This is a genomic window from Occallatibacter gabretensis (assembly GCF_001449115.1).
GTDB lineage: Bacteria > Acidobacteriota > Terriglobia > Terriglobales > Acidobacteriaceae > Telmatobacter > Telmatobacter gabretensis.
This window is the reverse complement of the sequence record NZ_LAIJ01000009.1, coordinates 2,184,583-2,206,172: the sequence shown is the minus strand read 5'-3', so window position 1 is coordinate 2,206,172 and position 21,590 is coordinate 2,184,583. Positions and strand designations below refer to the sequence as shown.

Here is a 21,590-nt window from a genome sequence, read left to right as displayed (position 1 = left end):
AATCCCGCGTACAATCGTCTGATAAGAAGTAGGAGCCCGCCTACTCTGGCGCGCATGGTTTTTGGAGTGAAATTCACCCTGGAGATGGCGCAAAGAGTTTGGATTTCCCTTACATGATGATGAATTCTCAGCATCGTTTGCCGCTCCTCGGGCTGGCGCTATTCGTGTCAGTCCCCGCCGCAATGTTCGCCCAGGCACCAGCTCCAGCTCAGGCACCTGCTCCTCCAGCCGCTCAGGCTCCCAGCCAGCCCAACGCTCTGCCAGACCCGCATGCGGATGCTCGCTCGCAGGCGTACTTCCACGCCGCCATGGCCGGCATGTACGAGGATGAGGCCATGAACACTGGCCGGCCCGAGTATGTGCAGCATGCAGTCGAGGAGTACAAGGCAGCCATCAACTCTGATCCATCTTCGCCGCAGCTTTACAACGGCTTGGCTGATCTCTACTTCCGCACGGGCCGCACGCATGATGCCGAGACCACCGCGCGTCAGGTCCTGAAGACAGACGCTAATAATATCGATGCGTTAAAGCTGTTGGGGCGCATCTATCTGCGCCAGCTGAGCGAGGACCAGAACACAGGTTCCACAGCGCAGGCGCAGCCCAACAACAGTTCGGCTGATCAGGCCATCGCTACCTATGAAAAGCTCGTCGAGTTGCAGCCGCGCAGCGTGGAACAGCGCATGGTCCTCGGACAGCTCTACCTGATGAAGCATCAGCAGGCCAAGGCTGAGCAGCAGTTCCAGACCGCGCGCTCCATTGAGCCGGAATCCGAAGAAGTCATCCTGAATCTCGCGCGGGTCTACGCCGAAAATAACAACCTCGCGCAGACCGCAAAAATCATCGAGTCAGTTCCGGAAGCCGACCGTACTCCACGCATGGAGTTCACCCTCGGCGCTACCTATGATCAGCTGAAGCGCCCCAAGGACGCGATTGCCGCCTACAAGCGCGCCAATGACATGCAGCCCGGCGATCAGCAGACGCTGAACGCGCTGGGCCAGGCGTTGCTCAACGACAATCAGCTCGATGACGCGCTCAAGCAGTACAAGGATCTGGCCGACGCCAATCCGGATGATGCCGACTCGCTCGTTCGCATCGCCGACATCGAACGTCGTCAAGGCAAGTATGAGGATGCTCTGGCTGCCGCTCGCAAGGCCCGAAAGAAGCAACCGGACAACCTCGAAGCCGGCTACAACGAAGGCCTGCTTCTGGATGTGCTGGGCCGCTATGACGAGGCCGCCGGCACCTTCGAGAAGATGCTGGAACAACCCGCTCTTTCCCACGCCAACGGTGCCTACACCGACAGCGAGAAGAACAATCGCAGCATCTTCCTGGACCGCCTGGCCTCTGTTTACCACGAGCAGGGCAAGGTAGATCAGGCCGCAGCTACATACCAGAAGATGATCGATCTTGGTGGCGATAACGCCGTCCGCGGCTACCAGGGCCAGATTGACGCCTACCGCGAATCTCGTGTCTACGACAAAGCCGTGGATGCCGCGCGCGCAGCGGTCGCCGCCAATCCTAAGAACCGCGAACTGAAGCTGGCGTTGGCGGATGTGCTGGTCGATGCGAATAAGGGCGACGAAGCCATTACCACGGCAAAAAGCCTGCTGAATAATTCTCCGGACGACCGTGGCGTATGGCTTGAGATCACGCAGATCAACATCCGCCTCAAGCGCTGGAAAGATGCTGAAGAGACCGTGGACAAAGCCGACGCGCTGGCCACCAAAAAAGAGGAGCGCATCAACGTGCTCTTCCTCAAGGGCGAACTGGCCGACCGGCAGAAGCATATGGAGCAGGCCGAGGCATTTTTTAAGCAGGCTCTCGATCTTGACCCCAACAATGCCCTGACGCTCAACTATCTTGGCTACATGCTGGCCGATAAAGGCGTCCGGTTGCCAGAGGCTGTCAAGTACATCCGCAAGGCCGTGGAGCTCGATCCCACGAATGGTGCGTTCCTCGATTCACTCGGCTGGACTTACTTCAAGCTCGGCGAGTACGAGCTGTCTGAAGAAAAGCTGCGTCAGGCTGTCGATCGCTCGCAGAGCGATCCCACAGTACATGACCACCTCGGCGATCTCTATGAGAAGACGGGACGCATCCGCCTGGCAGCCGCGCAGTGGGAACTTTCCATCGCCGGTTACGCCAAGTCCTCTGCCGTGGACATTGAGCCCGGCGACGTGGCCAAAGTGCAGAAGAAGCTTGATGGCGCGCACGTGAAGCTGGCCAAACAGGACAACTCCGCGGGCACCGACAAACCGTAATCAAATTCCATTCGACCCAAACATCAGGCCCGCGTTTTCTACCGAAGACGCGGGCCAATTCATTTTTGTAACCTATCCCCTGTACCTTAGAACCTGAGTTATGAGCGAAACATTCAGCCTGGCCTCTCTCGCCGTTCCGCCCGGCGGCGAACTCACACAACGCACGCACGCTGAGCCTCCACACGCCTATCGCTCTCCCTTTGCCCGCGACGGCGCACGCGTCGTCCATGCTCGCGCCTTCCGCCGCCTTGCCGGCAAGACACAGGTATTTACACAGGCTCCCGGCAGCAAGCCCGGCGATCACTTTCGCAGCCGCCTCACTCACACCCTTGAAGTCGCCCAAATCGCCCGCACCCTTGCCACATCGCTCCGCCTCAATATTGAGCTAACCGAGACCTTGGCTCTCGTGCATGACATCGGCCACCCACCCTTTGGCCATGCCGGTGAAAAGGCACTTGATCATGCGCTTAAGCCCTTCGGTCTGAGCTTCGATCACAACCTGCACGCACTCCGCATCGTTACGTGGTTTGAGGAGCGCTATCCGGCATTTCGCGGCCTCAATCTTACGCTCGGTGTGCGCGAGGGCATCATCAAGCACTCGCGCGACTACTCGGACAGCGACCATCCGGAGCTCGCCGAGTATTTTCTTGGTTTACGTCCGCCACTCGAAGCCCAACTCATCGATCTGGCCGACGAGATCGCCTACCTCACCGCCGATATCGAAGACGGCATCGACTCCGGCATCCTTGAAATCGACGCCGTTCACGCAAGCGTGCCGCTCTTCCGCGAGTTCCACTCCGAAGCGCAGCAGAAGTTCCCCAATGCCCCGCCCCGCGTGCTTGCCGGCGAGGCCACGCGCCGCATGGTGAACGCACTCGTCACTGATCTGCTCAAAGATATTCCCCGTCGCGTCGAAGCCGGTGTCATCGACAGCCTTGGCGAACTCCGCCATGGTCCGCGCGTCGCCTTGTTCAGCCCGCCAATGGAAGCCGAGCGCATGACCGCAAAACGCTTCCTCTACGCCAACCTATACAACTCGCCGGACATGGAGCTGATCCACGCCGAAGCCGCCGAAGTTGTCGGTGGGCTCTTCACTCGCTTTGTGACGAATCCAGATCTGCTCCCGGAAGACCATCGCGAGCAGGTTCCCACAGAGGGCCTGGCGCGCACCGTCACCGACTACATCGCCGGCATGACAGACAGTTTCATCGAGCAGACGTGGGCACGGCTCGCTTCCTAACCCGCATTATTTTGCAGGCAAGAATTCAATCTTAGCCAGATCTTCGACGGCCTTGAAGCCATAGTCCGCAGTCACCAGAACATAATCAGAAGATTGCATCGACAAGTTCAATGCAAAGGCGTCTGCATAAGAAACTCCCCGGTAAAATCCCAAACTAACCCTTACTGCACAAGCCCCTGCGGTCTCAACCGCCGTAAATCCAGCGCACAATCCACAGCATTTTGCGCACTCAACCTCAGATTGTCCGACGCCGCCCACAGCCAGAATCGCGTCGCCTGCGACGGATTCCGCCCTTCCGCCACCGGCCGCAGACGCACCAGAACGTCATTTTGCCCCGTAGCGGCCAGGTTGGACGGCGAATCCGTGTCTTCCAGAACCAGGTCGACATGGTCTCCGCTCAACGCCTCTTCGATCGTCGAAATTGCCACCGGCCTTTCCAGTTCGACAGAAATTGAGAATGCATGGCCGTGAAAGGTCGGCGCGGCAATCGCCTGCAGAGCCAGGGCCGGCCAACGTCCCCCGCCCAGAACCGCGTAATCCCGCCGAACCCGTTCCTCCAGCTTTTGTAGGTTTATCTGCGAGTTCTCACCCATTCCACATAGCAGGTTGTAGGCCGCCTGCGCATCATAAATGGCCCGCGGCATCCCCTGAAAACTGAGCAGATTCACTGTCTGCTGATGCAGTTCATCCATCGCCCCGCGGCCAAACTCGCTAGCCGGTGCCAGCAGAGTCGCCGCCGCGCTCCGCACCGGCGCAGCCTGCCCGATGCGACCCAGCAGCAGACCCAGCGCCAGCGCCGCCGGATGCGCTGGAATCACGGCTTGCGTCAACAGATCAGCAGGACCGGCTCCGCCGCCCAGCCACGCCGCGCGCACCAGCACTCCTGCTTCGCCCTCAAGTGCGCCTGAAAGGTCCAGCACCATCGACCCGGCCCGCAGCGCGTTCTGCCAATAGTGCCGTGTCAGCAACTCCGATCCGCAGAAAAACGTGAAGTCCGCCTTATCAAAGGAATCCGGCTCGAAGGCCTGAATAAAGGTCACCTCGTCGCCTACCTGGTCCAGTTGCCCCTGGCCCTGCTCGTCATCCAGCAGGATAAAGTTCGCCGTCGCCAGCGGCGACTCAGAGAGCACTTCCTTCAGTTCCTTACCCAGCAGCGTGGAAGCGCCGGCAATCGCAATCTTGTACACGTGTCGTCCTTCGTTCTGAATTTTGCTTTGATTTTTTGATGCGTGAATTTCCGTTTTTCGATAATCGATGGAACGCGGCACAAAGGAAAGAGAAAAGTTATGGCCGCAGAGAGTCGGTCAGCGAGTCAGGCTCCGGCCCGGGCCGCGGATTAGCCGCTTTGGCCGATGCCGCATCCAGCCGTTTCCGTCTCCTCCAGCTCCATGAGTATGCCGCGCGCGCCCACAGCCCGGAGAACAGGTAGAGCAGCGCCGCGCTGAACAGCACACCCTGCGAGAACCGCAAAATCAGGAACAGCACAATCGCCAGCACCAGCAGAATCTGGAACGGATGGCTGCGCCCGAAGTTGATCTCCTTGGCCGACCAGAAGCGCCACGTGCTCACCATCAGGAAGCCGCACGCGCCCACCACAGCCATCCACACCAGCGCTACCCACCATGCCTGGTTGGGATACGCGCCAAAGAAATGCACTGTACTCGCCACAACCAGCGCCGCCGCCGGGATCGGCATGCCGACAAAATATTTCCGCCCCGGCCTGCCCGGATTTCTCGGCTGCGCGTCTGGGCTGATATTGAACCGTGCCAGCCTTGAGACGCCGCCAATCAGGTACACAAAGCAGATGAATCCGCCCGCCCAGACCAGGTCCTGCCGCAAATCCGGCCACCATGTCGGCCGAATCGTCTCCGGGAGAAAATGCACGCCCCAGACATACGCCAGCAAACTTGGAGCCACACCAAAGGTAATCGCGTCCGCCAGCGAATCCAGCTCTTTGCCGAACTCGCTCGTCGTATTCGTCATGCGCGCAATACGGCCGTCCAGCGCGTCAAAGGGAATCGCAAAGAGGATCGCGATCGCTGCGTGATCCAGGCGTGTGTGTGCCTCGCCGCTGCTCACAAGCGCGGAAAGCATTTCCAGGATGGCATAATAGCCGGCGGCGATATTGCCTACCGTAAACAGCGATGGCAGCAGATACATGCCGCGCCGCAGCTGTGCCTGAGCGTGTGCCCGTGCCGCTGTCTGGTCGCGGTTCGGCATCAGATCCCTGCCTCCTGCCCCGCAGCCTCACCCGCAATCTCGCCCAGCTTTGCGCGCATCTGCCGGCTCAGGTCGGTTTCAATCCGGGAGACAAGAGCTCCCTCGCCCATCATCGCCAGCACACTCGAGCCACCCTTCACGCGCTGGCCCACCTTTACCTGCAGTTCGGCCTCGGCAGGCACCACCACATCCACGCGGGAGCCGAACTTGATCAGCCCCACCAGTTGACCGCGCTCCACCAGGTCGCCCTGCTTGTAGTTAAAGACAATTCGCCGGGCCAGTAGCCCGGCAATCTGCTTGAAGGTTACTTCCATGCCCTCGCCGCGCACCGTCACAATATTCTGCTCATTGCTTTCGGCACTGGCGGGGTTCATGGCGTTCAGATACTTGCCCTTCTGGTAGCGCACCGTGCTCAGCACACCGGAGATCGGCGAACGATTCACATGCACATCAAAGACGCTCAGGAAAATGCTGATCCGCTGCCGTTCGCCCTCAGGCGTCTGGATGCGAACCGTCTCCGTCACCAGCCCGTCGCCGGGGGAGACAATAAGCCCATCCCCCGCGGGAATCAATCGATTGGGATTCCGGAAGAACCACAGGAAAAACGCAGCCAGTAAGACTGGCGCGATGCTCCAGGTCCACACGCCCGTAAGCCACACCAGTACCGCAGCTACCAGCAGAAGACTAAAACCGTAAATGTAACCGTCGCGAACCATCTGTCTCAACGATTATACGGTTCAATCGCTTTCGCTGCGCGCTGCCAGATACACCTAGAGCTTGGGGCTGCCGTGCAACCAGCACCGCACCGGTCCGCCTGAATTTAATCCACCTTTTTAGACCACAGCCAGCGAAACCCGTCGTTCGATGGCATAAATCAGATCTTTTGCATGGAGTTTCAGCTTCTTCAGTCGTATCTCTTCCAGTTGCTCATCATCGGAAAGATATGGCTTCTGAATCAGCTCATCCAATCGCTGAGCGTAGCGGTGGTGTTCGGAGTGCAGGCGGTTCAATTCTTCGCTCAGCGAATCCTGAATTTCATCCATAGGCACCTCCTCAGGTTACAGACGTATTACATATAGCTCCGCCAGCCCACTCCCTACAAGGGGAAACGAAGGAAAGATACTCAATTCCTGTGGATTTTTGATTGGAAACAACAGTGCTGTGACCGGTATCACCAACAAATTATTGAATTCCCCGCTGCATCTGCACCGCATCTTCTGGCGGATGAACGTAGTAGCCCGGCCGCCGCCCGGTTTCGGCAAATCCCAGAACCCGGTACAAGCTCAGCGCCGCTGCGTTGGAAGCACGAACCTCGAGCAGTACTTTCGTCACGCCTGCGGCAGCCAGTTTATCGGTCAGAGCCTCAAAGAGCCGCCATGCCACACCTCTCCGTTGAAACTCCCACACCACGGCAATCGACTCCAACTCCGCCTCGGGCGGAATGACAGAGGCTACCGTAAATCCGATCAGCACCCTCGGCGCAGTCTCCGCAACCAGCGCAATCCGCACAGGGCTGGTTTGCGGGTCGAGTGCCGCCAGATACGCATCCAACTGCCACTGTGGCGCCATAGGTAGTTTGGCAGCCAAAGCCGTCACCGCGTCTACATCTGCCGCGTCCATCACGCGCACCCGCACTTCCGTGCTCACGCCGATGCTCCAAAATGAATCTCCGCATCCGACCGTCGCAGATAATTCCCATCCAGCAACGCCAGTTCCACAAAGTCCCCCGCCAGCACACGCGAAGCAGCGTGCTCCAACGCGTCTGCTGCCGTCGGCGCTGCCACCTCGACCAGCTCCGTCTCAGGCCAGGCCGCGCGCAGCACCTTTGCGGCAGCCTCATCGCACACTGCCATCCGCTCCGGTGCGGCAATCTCCGCCAGTTCGTCCACCCCGGCCAGAAGCTCCCCGCCCACAACCCGTAGAAAGACCTCGCCGCGATGCGCATCCAGCGCCGCGGCATTCACCCCGGCCTTAGCCGTCAGCACCGCAAGCCGTGAGATCGTCACCACGGGCATCCCCGCGCCCATCGCAAAACCCTTCACAGTGCTCAGCCCCACCCGAACGCCGGTAAAGCTCCCCGGCCCGTTCACCGCCACAATGCAGCCCACACCCCGCAGTTTCACTCCGTGGCTTCTGAGCAGATCTCCCACCACGGTCACCAGCTTTTCCGAGTACCTGCGCCCATCCAGTTCGGTCTGCCCCAAAATTTCAATTGAAGACCCGTTAGAGCACCGGCCTTCTAAGCCGGGGGTTGCAGAGAGCCGCCCCAGCGCCACAGACCCCGTAGGTCCGCAGGTGTCAATCCCAAGCACCAGTAACGATTTAGCCGCCATAACTCACCAGAATGACACATCCTGCATCTGCTATACCTTCGCCAGTGAGATCACGATTCCGCCCGCGAGGATGAGGCCGCCCCCAATGAGAACCATCGTCGATGGCGCTTGCTTAAATACCAGCCAGGCAGTGATTTGTGAAATCAGGAAGAAAAAGACGACGTACAGCCCCAGCAATCTTCCGAAATCCCATGGCGGAGCGTTCACCGTCCAGCCGTATGCAAAGAGGGCAACTGCCGCCACCGCGAAGAACGCCAGCCGGCTCCAGAGGACGTTTGAGTGAAGCCCGATCCGCATCAAAGCGTCGCCGCCTGCCTCCAGTGAGGCCGCAACAATGAGCACCAGAATGGCTACCGTTCGATTCATGCAACATCCTTTTCGATACAGAATTACCAATCATAGCTATAGTCCATGCTGACGCCGCTGCCCGCCAGCTTTCCTGAGCCCGCTGACACCGATTCATCCGGTATTCTGGTACGGAACCGCACGCATTCAGGAGTAGTTTTTGGCCGCCACGGCGACAGCACCCGCCCTCTCGTTCCACGAAGTCTGGCGCCCCCGCGCCAACCCGTGGGCCATCGCTTTTACTGTCACGCTGGCCACCTTCATGGAGGCTCTCGACAGCTCCATCGCCAATGTGGCCATGGGTCACATCGCCGGCACTCTTTCCGCCAGCCAGGACGAAGCCACCTGGGTGCTCACCAGCTACCTTGTCGCCAACGCCATGGTGCTGCCCATTTCGGGCTGGATCGCCAACCGCATCGGACGCAAACGCTATTACATGAGCTGCGTCCTGGCCTTCACCATCTGCTCCTTCCTCTGCGGGATTGCCCCCTCCCTCGGCATCCTCGTCCTCTGCCGCGTACTGCAGGGCGCAGCCGGCGGCGGCCTGCAGCCCAGCGAGCAGGCCATCCTCGCCGACACCTTTCCACCCGAGAAGCGGTCCATGGCCTTCGCCATGTATGGCATGGCCGTCGTCATGGCGCCCGCCATCGGCCCCACTGTCGGCGGCTGGATCATCGACAACTACTCGTGGCGCTGGATCTTCTTCCTCAACATCCCGGTCGGCATCATCTCGCTCTATTTCTCCAACCGCCTCGTCGAAGACCCGCCGTACCTGGCCGAAAGCCGCAAGCGCAAGGAAGGCGTGGATTACTGGGGCCTCGGCCTGCTCGTCGTCGCCATCGGCGCGCTACAGATCCTCCTAGACAAAGGCCAGGAGGACGACTGGTTCTCCTCCAGCCTCATTGTCACCTGCGCCGTCCTCGCCGCCGCCGGCCTCGTACTCTTCATCTGGCGCGAGTTGGTCATCAAGCACCCCATCCTCGACCTGCGATTATTCGCCCGACGAAATACCGCCATGAGCCAGTTCGTCCTCTTCATGGTCGGCGTGGCTCTCTATTCCAGTACTGTGCTCATTCCGCAGTTTCTGCAGGAAATCATGGGCTACACCGCCCGGCAAGCGGGTATGGCAGTCTCCAGCGGCGCTATCGTCCTCATCGTTCTCTTTCCCATCGCGGGCCGTTTTGCGCCCAAATTCGATCCTCGCTGGCTCGTCGCCATCGGCTTCTTTCTTACCAGCCTGGGCATGATGCGCATGACCGAGCTTTCGCTCAACGTCAGCTTCTTTATGGCCGTAAGCTGGCGCGCCGGCATCGCCCTCGGCCTGCCGTTCCTCTTCATTCCTATCAACACGCTCAACTACGCCGACATTCCGCAGCACAAGAACAACGAGATCAGCGGCCTCTCCGCGCTCTCGCGTAATCTCGGCGGCTCAGTCGGCATCAGTTTCGTCACCACATTTCTGGCACGCAGCACCCAGCGCCATCTCGCCATGCTCAACCAGCACGCCGCGCCCGGCAATCCCGCCTTTGAGCAGATGCGCAACGCACTCACCGGCGCGTGGATGCAGCGCGGCCAGCACGCAGCCGACGCCGCGCAGCACGCCGGCGCGCAGATCTACGGCATAGCGCAGGTGCAGGCCCGCCTGCTCGCCTACGTAGACGTCACCTGGATCATGGTCTTCCTGCTCTTCATCATGGTCCCGCTGCCCTTCCTGATGAAGCGTCCGAAAAAAGGCGGCGAAGTCAGCATGGGACACTAAAGCTTATCGCCTAGAAAATAAATGGGTTCATTTCTTGCGCGGGTTGCTATTTCAGGTACAACCCGCGCGCCCTAATCAAAACGTGACAAGGTGCGATATAAAGTACAGATGAGTTTGGAGTGAATGAATATGACCGACTACTTGCAGGAATTAATCGAAACGGCAAGGCATGCTCCATTCTCCGAAGAAGAGCGCGAGGAGCAAAGGCGCAGCTTTGCGTATGGAAACACACGTATTGAAAACAATCTCATTACCCGAGAAATGATCGACGAGCAAGCTGAGGCGTTAAAACTGGAGTCCCCGAGCCAGTAATGCCAGACGCCACCCGCCACAGTCACGCATTCGATCCTGAAATTATCAGCGACCCTGAAGAGCGCGCCCGGCAGGAAGCGCTCAACGGGCTAAAACAATTCGATACTGTGATCAAAATGGTCGAGACCTTCCTCGATCCTGAACGGCAACCCTTCAAATTACGTCCATCTCACCTTCTGCAACTCCATCGTGAAGCCTTAGCTGGCATTTCGAACTATGCAGGAAACTGGCGCCCATCGGAAATTAAAATTGGCGGCAGCCGGCATACTCCGCCCGGAGCTTTTGAAGTACCTGAAAAGATCGAAGAGCTATGCGACTATGTCAATGAAGAATGGAGTGAAAAGAGCCCTCTTCACTTAGCCTCCTATGTCATGTGGCGGCTGAATTGGATTCATCCATTTGCAGATGGGAACGGAAGAACATCGCGTGCCGTCGCCTATATGGTCTTATGCGTCAAGCTGGGTTATATTTTGCCTGGCAAGAAAACTATCCCAGCTCAGATTGCGGAAAACAGAACGCCTTATTACAAAGCCTTAGAGGCCGCAGACATCGCTTACAAAGAAGGCAAAATAGACCTATCCGCGATGAAGGAACTATTGAGCTCAATGCTTGCAAAGCAGCTCTACGAAGTGCATGAAGACGCAAAATTAGGGGAAGACTAATCTCCCCTAATTCGCTCTTCGTAAATTGTTCTTAGAAGCTAGCCAGCGCCTGCTCCAGATCAGCAATCAAGTCTTCCTTATCCTCAATACCCATGGACAGCCGGATCATTCCCTCGGTAATGCCCATAGCCTCGCGATCTGCCGCCGACACCGTAGCATGCGTCGTAGTAGCCGAATGCGAAGCCAGCGACTCAACTCCGCCCAGCGACTCCGCATTCAGAAAGATCTTCAGCGCCGCAAGAAACTTCGCGCAGTTATCGCGCGTGCCCAGTTCCATGCTCAGCATCGAGCCGAAGCCCTTCTGCTGCCGCACCGCCAGCTCATGCTGCGGATGCGTCTTCAGTCCCGGATAATTCAACTTCTGCACCTTGGGATGCGTTGACAGATACTCCGCAACTGCGCGCCCGTTCTCCTCATGCTGCTTGATCCGCAGCGGCATGGTCTTGATGCCGCGCAGCACCAGGAAGCACTCAAACGGCGACATCACGCCGCCCGCCGCCTTCTGTACCAGCAGAAAGCGCTCCTTATGTTCCGGTGTCGAACCAATCAACGCCCCGCCGATGCCATCCGAGTGCCCATTCAGATACTTCGTCGTCGAGTGCATCACAATATCCGCACCCAGCGCGATCGGGTTCTGCAGGCAAGGCGACATAAACGTGTTGTCTACGCCCACCTCGACACCATGCGCGTGCGCGATCTTGGCAACCGCCGCAATATCCGTCAGCACCATCCGCGGATTGCTCGGAGACTCAAGATAAATCAGCTTTGTATTCGGCCGGATCGCCTTCTCCACCAGCGCGAGATCCGACATATCCACATATTCGATCTCGATCCCGTAGAGCACAATAATCTCATTGAAAAGCCGCACCGTGCCGCCATACACGTCGAGCGCGCAGAGCAGATGGTCACCCGTCTTCAGCATCGCCACCATCGCGGCAATCGCCGCCATGCCACTCGTAAAGGCATGGCCGCTATAGCCGCCCTCGAGCTTGGCCAGTGCAAACTCCAGCCGGTCGCGCGTCGGGTTTCCAGCTCGCGAGTAATCCCACCCGCGATCCGTACCGATGCCGGTCAGCTCAAACGTGGAGGAGAGATAAAGTGGCACATTGATTGCGCCTGTCAGCGGGTCCGGATGCTGTCCCGCATGCACTGCAAGAGTCGAGTACTTGTATTCAGACATGAAAAAGTATGGCTCCAGTAAGGTTGTCACTTTCAGTCTATCGCGCTCAAAAGAAACAGACTCTGACTCAGCAGCTAATGGTGGGAATGTAGCCTTAAATTGCGATATATGCCATTCAATGCTGCTGAAGCAACTGGCAAAAGTATCGCGCTCTAGTTCCCCGCCTGCGCCGCCTTCTTCGCCGGCTTCACCATCGGGAAGTACCCCGTCCGCGTCCGCACCGTCAGCTTACCTTCACCCTTCTCCGCGGCCGTCACATCCACGCGCCGAAAGCCCTGCTGCGTACTCGGTTTCGTCGAGTGATACCCGATCGTGTACTGGCTGCGAATATCCCGCGCCACCTCCGCCGCAATCTGGTCAATCTGCTCAATCGACTTCGGAAAGAACGCCATCCCGCCCGTCTCGCCCGAAAGCATCTCCAGCGCTCGCTTGGCGTGGCGCACTTCCGCGTGGCTCATCTCATCGCCAAAAAGCAGTCCGATCGTATAGACCACCGGCCCCGACAGCTCCTGAACGCGGTGAATCGTCTGTTCCAGGTTCAGCGTGGAAGCATTATCCTCGCCGTCCGTAATGATGATCAGCACCTGCTTGGGCCGTTTCGCGTCCTGCGCCAGCTTGTCTGCCGAGGCCACCACCGCGTCATACAGTGCCGTTCCGCCGCGCGATTCGATATGCCCTAATCCATCGCGCAGCCTGTTCACGTCCGACGTGAACTCCTGATCGATATACGCCTCATCCGAGAAATTCACCACAAATGCTTCGTCTGCCGGATTGGACGCCTGGATCAAATCCAGCGCGCTCTTGTTCACGGAGGGCCGTTTCTTCGACATCGAGCCGGAGTTATCCACCACCAGCCCGATCGATACCGGCAGGTCCGTGTGCTGAAAGCTGAGAATGTTCTGCTTGGCCCCGTCCTCAAAAACCTGAAAATCCTCTTTCTTCAGGTCCTGTACCATCTGGTTGCCTCTCAGCACAGTGGCGTACATCACCACCTCTTCCACATCCGTGTGCATGATGAAGCCGCCGCCGTTTTTTTCCACTTCAGCGGCAGAGGGGGGCGGTGCGGCATTGCCGTCCGGCGAGCGCACGGGATCGCGATCCGCCGCCGGCGGAGCCTGGCCCGGGCTCTGGGCAGGCCCAGATGCGGGATTGTTCTGCGCCGCCGCGAAAACCACAGCGCCTGCAAGAAAAATGGTTGTAAATATTGCTCTACTGCAATGGCGCATAGTAGCCCGTACGTGCGTGGACCGTCAGAGGTGGCAACCCCTGCGGCGGAGTCAGCTTCACCTTCACTTTACGCCACTTACCGTCATGTTGTAGATCCTTGGGCGTATATCCAATCACGTACTGGTTTCGCAGCTCGGTAGAGATCTTCTCCGCAATGTCTCCCATCTCGGAGAGATCGTCCACGCGGAACATTCTCCCACCCGTCTCCTCGCACAGCTCGTTCAGCAGAATCGGGCCCGTGCGCTCTTCCGGCGTGGCCGCATAGTTATCAAAAATGCCGATCGAATAAATCTCCGTATCAGACTCGCGCACCTGCGACTTCACTTCGCCTTCCGTGTAGCGCGAGCGGTTGTCGCCGCCATCGGAAACCACCAACAGCGCCTTTCGCTCCTGCCGCGCGTCCTTCATCTTGGCCACACCGTAGTAGATTGCATCCAGCAGCGCCGTCCTGTGCCCGCTTTTCACCGTCGCCAGCCGGGCCTCAATGTCTTCCACGGAACTGGTGAAGTCCTCAATCAGCTCCGGCCGGTCATTGAACCCGATCACAAAAAACTCGTCCTGCGGGTTCGCCGTCTTGATGAACTGCAGAATCGACTCCCGCGCCCGAACCAGCTTCGATGTCATTGATCCCGAAAGGTCAAAGATAATGCCGATCGAAACCGGTGCGTCCTCGCTGGCAAAATTCTTGATCTTCTGCTCGGTATTGTTCTCGTAAAGCCTGAAGTCGTCCTTCTCCAGCCCCGTCACCAGCCGGTTCATCGGGTCCGTCACCGTCACAGGGACCAGCACCAGGTTCACATTCATCCGGATTACCCCGCCCGGACGCGCCTTGGTCGCATCTTTGCCTGAGGCTGCAGGAGCTTCCGCCCCCGCAGGCGCACCATTGGCGGGCGCTGAAGCCGGCGGAGGGGTCACATGAATTTTGTTCAGAGGATCATCCTGCCCGTAAATCGCAACCGGACCGGCGGCAGCAAGCCAGCACGCAGCCAGCAAGACCGGCGCAGCAACTCTCCCCACTCGTCCGGAGACGAGAAGCTTTGACAAGGAGAGACACTGGCCGAAAGTCGAAATCGAGCTTGTTATTGTTCTCATACCGCTGAACCGGGAAACAGCCGCGGGGACGTGATCGTGATAGTAGCACGAGGCACACTACTTAAAGTTGGACGCTCGAACAACACCAGACGTTATCTGATTTTCTCTGAGATACAATCGAGCCTGAAATCTGAATTACCAATCTGCGTAGAGCTTCCTCTTAATTTCCTTGTATCTGATGGCAACCTCCCACCTTCACAGCGCGCGCCGCAACCGCAAGCCATATCGCAGCCGCTTGGGCATTCTTGCGTTTCTCTGCGCAACCGCTTCGCTCCTCGCCCAATCCCCTTCGCAGCCTCCCGTCCAGTCTCCTGCCCCGGCTCCTGTCCAGTCACCCGCGCCTTCCGTTCCCGTCGCGCCCGTTCCCGCGCCTCCACGCTTCGTAGTCGTACTTGACGCAGCCCACGGCGGAGATGATCTCGGCGGCAAGCTCATAGACAGCCAGGATGAGAAGGCCGTTGACCTGGCCTTCAGCGTTCGCCTGCGCTCGCTCCTTGCCGCGCGCGGCATGCAGGTCATCACCACCCGCGAGCAGGATCGCACCCTTTCGCCCATCGAGCGCGCTGAGACAGCCAACCGCGCCAACGCCCAGGCCTGCATCAGCCTCCATGCCGCCGAATCCGGTTACGGCGTACACATCTTCACCTCATCGCTCACGCCCGCCCAGTCCGCAGCGCACTTCACCGCCTGGAAGACCGCTCAGTCCCTCGCAGTCTCCCGCTCGCTCGCTCTCGCTGGAGTGCTGAACTCCGCCTTCAGCCAGGCCGACATCAACGTCACGCTCAGCCGCACCACCCTGCCCGGCATCGACAGCATGACCTGCCCAGCCGTCGTCCTTGAGCTCGCGCCCGAGCGCGACACCGGCCACAAAATTGTCTCTGAGCCCGGCAACGCCGACTACCAGTCCCGTATCGCCCAGATCATCGCCGCCGCGCTCCTGCAGTGGAAGACTTCCGATGGGAAAACGGAGGCCGCACAGCCTTGATTCCCCGCTACCAGACCATCCTCCTCATCGTCCTCGTTCTCGCCTCTATAGGAATGGGCGCAACGTTGTGGCACATGCGTGAGCGCGCTCACCAGGAGATGATCCAGGGACACGACGCCGCACCCACCAAGGCTCCCGCAGTAGCCGCCAATGCCCAGGCCACGCTCGTCATAGCCAATGACGACGACAACGGCCTCCGCGACCAGGTCTACTCCCTGCCGCTGCCCGCCGAAGACGGCGCCCGCATCCGCGCCATCCTCGGCAAGCTGCTTGAAATCTATGCCACGCCGGACGCCAACCACCCCGTCCCCAGCGCAACCGGACCCAATCAGGTGCTTCCAGTCCAGCAGGTCTTCCTGCTGCCCGCTTCAGGGTCGGCCATGGCCAACCCCGAAGCCGTCATGGAAAACCCCGAAGGAAGTTACGCCGCCAGCACACAGCTAGCCGTCGTCAACCTGGCCGGCAGCTTCGTCGCCAGTCATCCTTCGGGCCTTGAGACCGAAACCCTCACCGTCCTCTCTATCTGCCGCACCATCCACGCCAACCTGCCTCATGTCACAGAGGTCCGCTTCCTCGTCGATGGCCAGCCACGCCCCACCCTCGCAGGCCACGCCGACCTCACCCGCACCTACCTCGTGGCCGATGCCATCCAAAGCACGAACAATGCCCAAGACCAATAAAAGAATTGGAGTTTTCGACTCCGGCTTCGGCGGACTCACCGTTCTCCGCGCCCTCCTCACGCATATCCCTCAGGCACACTACACCTTCCTCGGCGACACAGCCCGCCTTCCCTACGGCTCCAAATCCCGCCGTACAATCGCGAAATTCGCCGCCGAGTCGGCTCAATTCCTCGTCAACGAGCAGGGCGCGCAATACCTCGTCATCGCCTGCAATACCGCCTCCGCACTCGCCCTCGACGCCATTCAGGAAGCCGTGCCCGTCCCCGTCCTCGGCGTCATTCAGCCCGGCGCACAGGCCGCCCGCGCCGCATCGCGCACGGGAGACGTCCTCGTCATCGCCACAGACGCCACCGTGCGGAGCCACGCCTACGCCGCAGCCTGTCAGGCCCTCGGCCTTCACGCCCTCGAAAAAGCCTGCCCGCTCCTCGTCCCGCTCGTCGAAGAAGGCTGGACCGGAGACTCGCCAAGGCACTCGGTCACCGAGCAAGTCATCCGCATTTATCTCGACGAGCTGCTCAAGGACGCCGCTGCCGCGCACCTTCATCCAGACACCCTCGTCCTCGGCTGCACGCATTACCCGCTTCTGCGCCCCCTCATCGAACAAATCGTCCCCGTCGGCATGAAGGTCATCGACTCCGCCGAAGCCACCGCCGCACAGGCCGTGCATCTCTTCGACACAAAAGACATGGGTGCCCCAGGTCTTCCGGTTTTGGAAACCTGGGAAGACTGCCCAGCCGACGTCCACTGTTTCGCCACCGATTCCGTAGAAAAATTCGAACGCCTGGGCTCCCGCTTCCTCGGCTGCCCCACCGGCAAAGTCGAATTAGTAGACCTCGGCGGTTGAGCGTGACGACGAAACCTCGCTCTCCTTCTAGCAAGCAAGTGTCATCCTGAACGATAAATATCGTTTGTCATCCTGAGCGAAGTTTGGCGCATTTTGCGCCAAACGAGTCGAAGGACCTGCGGTTGTTCTTGCAGTTGTTTTTGCCTTTATGGTTCCCTCGTTATCTCGGTCCCTTGGTCCATTTCCTGGCCTTATATGGCTGGTATTCTTGAACACGAACGAAAGGACCACAATGATCGATCTGCACGGAAAAACAGCCGTAGTCTTCGGCCTGGCCAACAAGCGCTCCATCGCCTGGGGAATCGCCCAGCAGCTCCACGCCGCCGGCGCAACCCTCGCCATCGGCTACCAGAACGAGCGCATGAAGCTCGAAGCCCACGGCCTCATCGCCGAGCTGCCCGGAGCCACCGGCTTCCAGTGCGATGTCTCTGTTGACGCCGAGATCGACTCCGTCTTCGCCGCCCTCAAAGAACAGCACGGCAAAATCGACATCCTCGTTCACGCCATCGCCTTCGCCCTGCCAGCCGACCTCAAAGGTGAGTTCATCAACACCTCCCGCGAAGGCTTCCGCATCGCCCATGAAGTCAGCGTCTACTCGCTCATCGCCCTCAGCCGCGCCGCCGCCCCGCTCATGACCGAAGGCGGTTCCATCCTCACCCTCACCTATCTCGCCTCGGAGCGCGTCGTCCCGCACTACAACGTCATGGCCCTCGCCAAGGCATCGCTTGAGGCCACCGTCCGCTACCTCGCCTACGAGCTCGGCGCAAAAAACATCCGCGTCAACGCCATCTCCGCCGGCCCCATCAACACACTCGCCGCCCGCGGCGTCGGCGATCTCAGCACCATGCGCAGCGCACAGGTCGAGCGCTCCCCGCTCCACCGCAACGTCGATCAATCCGAAGTCGGCGGCACAGCTTTGTTCCTCGCCAGCTCGCTAGCCTCTGCCGTCACCGGCGAAACCATCTACGTAGACTGCGGCTTCAACATCATGGGCTTTTAGAGTCTGACGAATGTGCTTCGTAACAGGGCACGGCTTTAGCCCCCGGGGGGATGCTTTTGTCCCGACAAACACATCCTTTGGTTCGTCAGACACTGCCTCAGCCCCGCCCAACCCACTTGATTCCGACATCGCACACCGTCCGCAGCCGCTCCCCAAGCTGCCCGGTGTGCTGGTGTATGTGGCCAATATTGTAGATATGCGCCTCAAGTCGGCTAAAAGGCAACCAGCCAAAGCCCGACGGTCCATCCAGCGCCACCTTCGGAACATTGTCTTCAATCTCCGCGAGGCAAATCAGCAGATACTCCAGCAACTCACTCTTCGAATAAGCCTCAATCCCCTCAATCTCTCCGCCCAGCATGCGGCATTCAGCGCGGTGCTTGGACCACGGCTCGAACTCAGCCTCTGACGCATTCACATACAAGTGCGCATAAAAGAGCGTGTGATACGCAATGTGCCAGTATCGATTGCGATACTGCGTATCGCGCCAAAGATCTTCCGGACACAACTCAATCGCCTGCCGCAGCATGGCAAGCGAAGCACGGTACTGGCTCAATATCGATGCAACTGCCTTAGCCTGTTCCATGCAAACCAGCATAGCGTCCCATCCGATAAAATCCCTCCAGCACACCGGAGGGATTTTTCATGTTCAAACGCAGTCATGCTGCATTCCTCGTCTTGCTCTTCGTTGCAGCCGCCTACTCCCAGCAGCCCGCCACCTCCGGCACCTTCATCCTCCACAAATTCGCCAAAGCAATCGGCAAGGAAACTTACTCCATCGCCGCTACCGGCGACACCTACACTCTCACCTCGCACTTCCTCTTCACCGACCGCGGCTCTAAAGTCCCGCTAGAAACCAGCTTCACAGCAAGCTCCTCCACCCTCGCGCCCATCAGCTACTCCGCAAAGGGCCGATCCGCCCGCGAATCCGCCATGGACGATCAGCTCTCCGTCCAGGAAAACACCATCAACATCACCCTCAGCGGAAAATCCCAAACCGTCACACCGCAGGGCAAATGGTTCATCACCGACGGCTACTCACCCGTCGCCATGCAGGAACAAATGATGCGCTGGTGGCTCGCCAACAACAAGCCCACCGAATTCACCGTCTACCCCGCCGCATCCAAAGTTCACATCGAACCCTCCGCCACCATCACCATCAACGGAACCGCCGCTCACGGCTACACCGTAGCCGGCCTCATCTGGGGCCAGGAATCCCTCTGGCTCGACGATTCCCGCAACCTCGTCGCACTCGTCTCCACCGATGCCGAATTCGACCACTTCGAAGCCGCCCGCGAGCCCTACGAATCCTCACTCGACCAGTTCATCTCCGCCGCCGTCCAGGCCAACCTCGGCGCCCTCGCGAAGCTCACAGCCTCAGCCCGCGTCGCACCTGCGCAGCGCCTCGCCATCACCGGTGCCACGCTAGAAAACACCAACGGCAACGCCCCCATCCCCGATTCCGTCATCCTCATCGAAGACGGCGTCATCACAGCCGCCGGTTCACGCTCCAAAATCCGCATTCCAAGCGACACCACCATCCTCGACGCCTCCGGCAAATACGCCATCCCCGGCCTCTGGGACATGCACGCCCACTACGAGCAGGTTGAGTGGGGCCCCATCTATCTCGCCTCCGGCGTCACCAGCGTCCGCGACGTCGGCAACGAATTCAACTTCATCACCACGCTTCACACTGAGCTTGACCGCAAAGACAACCCCGCCATCGGCCCGCATCTTGATTTCGCCGGCATCATCGACGGCCCCGGCCCCGTGTCCCTCGGCGCAGTCATCGCAGCCACACCCGCAGAAGGCATTGCTTTAGTCGATAAGTACAAAGCTGCCGGAGCGCGCCAGATCAAAATCTACAGCTCTATGCAGCCCAATGTGCTCAAGGCCATCACCGCCCGCGCCCACTCGCTCGGCCTCACCGTCACCGGCCACATTCCTGACGGCATGACCGCCATCGAAGGCGTCAACGACGGCATGGATCAGATCAACCACATACAGTACGAGATGCCCTACTTCACCCACCAGCCAGTCGGCCTTGACGGCAAGCCCGACCGCACCAAGCCGCCCATCCTCGATCTCGACAGCCCGCGCGCCCGCGATCTCATCACCACATTCAAGACGCACTACACCGTTCTCGACCCCACCATGGCGCTCTTTGAAACCTTCATGCACACTGAGCCGCTCAATCAGCTCGAGCCCGGCATCGATCACGTCGCGCCCCAGCTCCGCGAAGCCCTCGACTCACCGCCCGCCGCAAACCCCGACCTCGCAAAAGCCCGCTGGGCCGCCTTCATAGCCACGCTGCGCACACTCCACCAGGCCGGAATCCCCATCATCGCCGGCACGGATCAAGCCATCCCCGGCTACTCGCTGCATCGTGAGCTTGAAATTTACGTCCAGGCCGGCTTCACATCGCTTCAGGCCCTGCAATCCGCCACCATAGTCGCCGCCAAAGCCCTCGGCGTCCAAAACGAATCCGGCTCCATCGAGCCCGGCAAGCGCGCCGACGTCCTCATCCTCGACGCCGACCCGTTAGCCGACATCCACAACACCCGCAAAGTCTGGCGCACCGTCGCCGCCGGCTCCGTCTACTCACCCGCCCCACTCTGGACCAGCGTCGACTTCAAACCATAAATTGTTGTGATTACTTCAACCGGCGGGCGTGCGGCAAGCGCCCAAAGGCCTTATCAAAGGTGATGATCTCGTTAGCTCCGGTCTCGAAAGAAATTTCCGCAATCAAGCGATCCACAAAGCCGGACGCGCCAACGCGGGACTCTTCCAACGCCTTGATGGCAAGGGCCGGGGACTCAACAACAACGCCCTCTGTATTCAGAAGATGTTCAAGGGTATTGAGAACTCTTTCTTTCTCCCACTTGCGTCGAAGCACCCAAAAGAGTTCCGCTAGAACGACAAGAGGAACAAACAAGCCGCCGTTCGAACATGCCTTTTCGATAGCTGCGCGCGCTTTCCGGGCTTGCGCCTCATCGTCATTCAGATAGGCCCGCGCCCAGATGTTCGTATCGGCAGCAATCATTACCACTGTCGCCGACCCTTGGCTTCGTTCATTTCTTCAAACGACATGACGCTTTCAGGCTTGCCGCCTTCGTCGGCCATCTTCCATAAGTCTTGAATCTGATAGCGCACCGGCTCAACCTTGACAGCTCCCTTGGCAGGGATAAGAAACCGAACCTTACTGCCTTGCTGAAGCCCAAGCCGTTTCCGCAGCTCTTTCGGCAGCGTAATCTGCCCCTTCGAGGTCACTGTAGCCTCTACAGTCATGGTCGAATTGGAAATCGTCGAAGCCATATCGCCTCCTCCTTACATTATATGCATTTTCTCCTTACATACGTGTTTATTCATAGGCGTGTGCAAACGGACAAATCTAAGGCCTACCGCACGCTGCGATGAGCCTTAGATTAGTGAAACCCTCCGCCCCGACAAGCG

23 protein-coding genes are annotated in these 21,590 nt (G+C 59.3%); 10 read left to right on the top strand and 13 right to left on the bottom strand.

What is annotated here, in order from left to right; translation table 11 throughout:
• Window positions 1-113 precede the first annotated feature (113 nt).
• Both VO84_RS15535 and VO84_RS15530 read left to right on the top strand, forming a co-directional pair.
• Window positions 114-2,261: a tetratricopeptide repeat protein gene (locus VO84_RS15535; protein WP_058188477.1), complete on the top strand. Its 2,148-nt coding sequence runs from the start codon at window positions 114-116 to the stop codon at window positions 2,259-2,261.
• A gap of 100 nt (window positions 2,262-2,361) precedes the next feature.
• Window positions 2,362-3,501 (top strand): deoxyguanosinetriphosphate triphosphohydrolase family protein, encoded by a 1,140-nt coding sequence (locus tag VO84_RS15530; RefSeq protein ID WP_058188476.1) that lies wholly within the window; start codon window positions 2,362-2,364, stop codon window positions 3,499-3,501.
• A gap of 161 nt (window positions 3,502-3,662) precedes the next feature.
• On the opposite strand, the gene VO84_RS15525 is transcribed toward VO84_RS15530, so the two are convergent.
• From VO84_RS15525 to VO84_RS15495, 7 genes are all read right to left on the bottom strand, one after another.
• Complete coding sequence (locus VO84_RS15525; RefSeq protein ID WP_231737970.1) at window positions 3,663-4,688, bottom strand: Asd/ArgC dimerization domain-containing protein; 1,026 nt, start codon at window positions 4,686-4,688, stop codon at window positions 3,663-3,665.
• 97 nt (window positions 4,689-4,785) lie between these two features.
• Window positions 4,786-5,721, bottom strand: a complete 936-nt coding sequence (locus VO84_RS15520) for a CDP-alcohol phosphatidyltransferase family protein (protein WP_058188475.1) — start codon at window positions 5,719-5,721, stop codon at window positions 4,786-4,788.
• Window positions 5,721-6,437, bottom strand: coding sequence for a phosphatidylserine decarboxylase family protein (locus VO84_RS15515; RefSeq protein ID WP_082662021.1), 717 nt, complete (start codon window positions 6,435-6,437; stop codon window positions 5,721-5,723). Before VO84_RS15515 ends, VO84_RS15520 begins: the two co-directional genes overlap by 1 nt.
• Window positions 6,438-6,554: 117 nt before the next feature.
• Window positions 6,555-6,764: a YdcH family protein gene (locus VO84_RS15510; RefSeq protein WP_058188474.1), complete on the bottom strand. Its 210-nt coding sequence runs from the start codon at window positions 6,762-6,764 to the stop codon at window positions 6,555-6,557.
• Window positions 6,765-6,903: 139 nt separating this feature from the next.
• Entirely contained in the window at window positions 6,904-7,368 is a 465-nt protein-coding gene (locus VO84_RS15505; protein WP_058188473.1) for a GNAT family N-acetyltransferase, read from the bottom strand.
• Window positions 7,365-8,054 (bottom strand): tRNA (adenosine(37)-N6)-threonylcarbamoyltransferase complex dimerization subunit type 1 TsaB, encoded by a 690-nt coding sequence (gene tsaB, locus VO84_RS15500; protein WP_082662020.1) that lies wholly within the window; start codon window positions 8,052-8,054, stop codon window positions 7,365-7,367. Before tsaB ends, VO84_RS15505 begins: the two co-directional genes overlap by 4 nt.
• 30 nt (window positions 8,055-8,084) lie before the next feature.
• Complete coding sequence (locus VO84_RS15495; protein WP_058188471.1) at window positions 8,085-8,420, bottom strand: hypothetical protein; 336 nt, start codon at window positions 8,418-8,420, stop codon at window positions 8,085-8,087.
• A 139-nt stretch (window positions 8,421-8,559) separates the two neighbouring features.
• Here VO84_RS15495 and VO84_RS15490 point away from each other — a divergent pair, with 139 nt between their 5' ends.
• From VO84_RS15490 to VO84_RS15480, 3 genes are all read left to right on the top strand, one after another.
• Window positions 8,560-10,158: a DHA2 family efflux MFS transporter permease subunit gene (locus tag VO84_RS15490; protein WP_058188470.1), complete on the top strand. Its 1,599-nt coding sequence runs from the start codon at window positions 8,560-8,562 to the stop codon at window positions 10,156-10,158.
• A gap of 129 nt (window positions 10,159-10,287) precedes the next feature.
• Entirely contained in the window at window positions 10,288-10,470 is a 183-nt protein-coding gene (locus tag VO84_RS15485) for a hypothetical protein (RefSeq protein WP_058188469.1), read from the top strand.
• Window positions 10,470-11,132 carry a Fic family protein gene (locus VO84_RS15480; protein WP_058188468.1) on the top strand — a complete coding sequence of 221 codons (663 nt, stop codon included), beginning with the start codon at window positions 10,470-10,472 and terminating at the stop codon, window positions 11,130-11,132. The genes VO84_RS15485 and VO84_RS15480 overlap by 1 nt, the downstream gene beginning before the upstream one ends.
• A 31-nt stretch (window positions 11,133-11,163) precedes the next feature.
• On the opposite strand, the gene VO84_RS15475 is transcribed toward VO84_RS15480, so the two are convergent.
• The 3 genes from VO84_RS15475 to VO84_RS15465 form a co-directional block, all read right to left on the bottom strand.
• A complete protein-coding gene (locus tag VO84_RS15475; RefSeq protein ID WP_058188467.1) occupies window positions 11,164-12,312 on the bottom strand; it encodes a trans-sulfuration enzyme family protein in 1,149 nt (382 codons plus the stop codon).
• A 152-nt stretch (window positions 12,313-12,464) separates the two neighbouring features.
• Window positions 12,465-13,487 (bottom strand): VWA domain-containing protein, encoded by a 1,023-nt coding sequence (locus VO84_RS15470; RefSeq protein ID WP_058188466.1) that lies wholly within the window; start codon window positions 13,485-13,487, stop codon window positions 12,465-12,467.
• A gap of 34 nt (window positions 13,488-13,521) precedes the next feature.
• Window positions 13,522-14,583, bottom strand: coding sequence for a VWA domain-containing protein (locus tag VO84_RS15465; RefSeq protein ID WP_231737968.1), 1,062 nt, complete (start codon window positions 14,581-14,583; stop codon window positions 13,522-13,524).
• 226 nt (window positions 14,584-14,809) lie between these two features.
• On the opposite strand from VO84_RS15465, the gene VO84_RS15460 reads away from it, so the two are divergent.
• From VO84_RS15460 to VO84_RS15445, 4 genes are all read left to right on the top strand, one after another.
• Entirely contained in the window at window positions 14,810-15,616 is an 807-nt protein-coding gene (locus VO84_RS15460; RefSeq protein WP_157439913.1) for an N-acetylmuramoyl-L-alanine amidase family protein, read from the top strand.
• Window positions 15,613-16,296 (top strand): GerMN domain-containing protein, encoded by a 684-nt coding sequence (locus tag VO84_RS15455; RefSeq protein ID WP_058188464.1) that lies wholly within the window; start codon window positions 15,613-15,615, stop codon window positions 16,294-16,296. Before VO84_RS15460 ends, VO84_RS15455 begins: the two co-directional genes overlap by 4 nt.
• Window positions 16,280-17,140: a glutamate racemase gene (murI, locus tag VO84_RS15450; RefSeq protein WP_058188463.1), complete on the top strand. Its 861-nt coding sequence runs from the start codon at window positions 16,280-16,282 to the stop codon at window positions 17,138-17,140. The genes VO84_RS15455 and murI overlap by 17 nt, the downstream gene beginning before the upstream one ends.
• Window positions 17,141-17,372: 232 nt before the next feature.
• Window positions 17,373-18,140, top strand: a complete 768-nt coding sequence (locus VO84_RS15445; protein WP_058188462.1) for an enoyl-ACP reductase FabI — start codon at window positions 17,373-17,375, stop codon at window positions 18,138-18,140.
• A 97-nt stretch (window positions 18,141-18,237) separates the two neighbouring features.
• Here VO84_RS15445 and VO84_RS15440 read toward each other — a convergent pair whose 3' ends face one another.
• The gene (locus tag VO84_RS15440) at window positions 18,238-18,723 is read right to left on the bottom strand and encodes a DinB family protein (protein ID WP_058188461.1); all 486 of its coding nucleotides are present in this window, start codon (window positions 18,721-18,723) and stop codon (window positions 18,238-18,240) included.
• 59 nt (window positions 18,724-18,782) lie between these two features.
• Between VO84_RS15440 and VO84_RS15435 the strand changes: the two genes are divergently transcribed.
• Window positions 18,783-20,780: an amidohydrolase family protein gene (locus VO84_RS15435; protein ID WP_058188460.1), complete on the top strand. Its 1,998-nt coding sequence runs from the start codon at window positions 18,783-18,785 to the stop codon at window positions 20,778-20,780.
• A gap of 10 nt (window positions 20,781-20,790) precedes the next feature.
• Here VO84_RS15435 and VO84_RS15430 read toward each other — a convergent pair whose 3' ends face one another.
• Both VO84_RS15430 and VO84_RS15425 read right to left on the bottom strand, forming a co-directional pair.
• Complete coding sequence (locus tag VO84_RS15430) at window positions 20,791-21,180, bottom strand: PIN domain-containing protein (RefSeq protein WP_058188459.1); 390 nt, start codon at window positions 21,178-21,180, stop codon at window positions 20,791-20,793.
• Window positions 21,180-21,452: an AbrB/MazE/SpoVT family DNA-binding domain-containing protein gene (locus VO84_RS15425; RefSeq protein ID WP_058188458.1), complete on the bottom strand. Its 273-nt coding sequence runs from the start codon at window positions 21,450-21,452 to the stop codon at window positions 21,180-21,182. The genes VO84_RS15430 and VO84_RS15425 overlap by 1 nt, the downstream gene beginning before the upstream one ends.
• Window positions 21,453-21,590 lie beyond the last annotated feature (138 nt).